A 1,173-nucleotide genomic window follows, 5' to 3' on the forward strand; every position below is an offset into this window, starting at 1 on the left:
GGCAGGGGAATCGCATATGGCAGATTTGCCATAGGCGGCGAACAGGATTCTAAGGAGGTTTTCCATTTGCGGAGGACCTCATGGAGCAGTTTGAAGACACGTTCGGGGATTTGCCGGACCCGCGCGCGGGGAATGTGCGTCATGATCTTCTGGAGATCGTTTTCATCGCCTTGGCAGCGACCTTGTGCGGCGCACAGACCTGCGTCGAGATGGCGTTGTTCGCGCGGTCCAAGGAGCGTTTTCTGCGTGAGATTGTAGAGATGCCGCACGGACCGGCGAGCCACGACACGTTCAGCCGGGTGTTTCGCCTGCTCGACCCGCAGGCTTTTGAGGCAGCCTTCATGGGCTTTGTGCGGCGCTTTGCGGACAAGATCGAAGGCGTGGTGGCGATCGACGGTAAGGCGCTCAAGGGAGCCTATGTGCGAGGGGCTCGGCACGCGCCGCTGCATCTGGTCAATGTCTGGGCGGCTGAGGCGCGCATGGTCGTCGCCCAGCGTCTTGCTCCAGGCCGCAATGAGGTGGCCGGCATGCTCGAGGCGCTGGCACTGCTCGACCTTGAGGATTGCATCGTCACTGCCGACGCCCTGCACTGCCGCAAGGATGTCGCCGCGGCCATCCGTAAACGCGGCGGCGATTACGCCCTGGCGGTCAAGCGCAATCAGCCGCACCTGTACGCCGAGGTCAAACGGCGCCTCATGGCCGGGCCTGCCGACAGCATCGTCACGGACGTGGAAGAAGGTCATGACCGCTCGGAGGTCCGCCGCGCCCGGATCGTTCCGGCTGCCGAACTGGAACAGAGCCATGGCTTCGCCGATGTCCGCGCCGTCGCCAGCGTCGAGGCGGTGCGCCAATCCGCCAATGGCAACGAGACGGTTCACACCCGCTATTACATCCTCTCCACCTGCCTGGACGCCGAGCGGTTGGCCGCAGTAGTGCGCGCACATTGGGGCATCGAAAACAATCTCCACTGGATGCTTGATGTCGCCATGGGCGAGGACGCCGCCAGAAACCGCGTCGGCCACGGCCCCCAAAACCTCTCCCTCCTGCGCAAGCTCGCCCTCAACATCATCAAAGCCAATGACGACAAAGGCTCCATCAAGGGCAAAATCAAACGCGCCGGATGGGATGATGCCTTCCTCACAAAGCTCTTCGCTCATATGCGATAGCCCTGCC

The 1,173-nt window shown here is 62.7% G+C and carries 1 protein-coding gene; it reads left to right on the plus strand.

The window, feature by feature from the left end; translation table 11 throughout:
• Positions 1 to 80 precede the first annotated feature (80 nt).
• The gene (locus ACOSDM_RS20030; RefSeq protein ID WP_420726306.1) at positions 81 to 1,166 is read left to right on the plus strand and encodes an ISAs1 family transposase; all 1,086 of its coding nucleotides are present in this window, start codon (positions 81 to 83) and stop codon (positions 1,164 to 1,166) included.
• Positions 1,167 to 1,173: the final 7 nt, after the last annotated feature.

Source organism: Hwanghaeella sp. LZ110 (genome assembly GCF_048892525.1).
In the GTDB taxonomy this organism is placed as follows: Bacteria; Pseudomonadota; Alphaproteobacteria; order UBA8366; family Aestuariispiraceae; genus Pacificispira.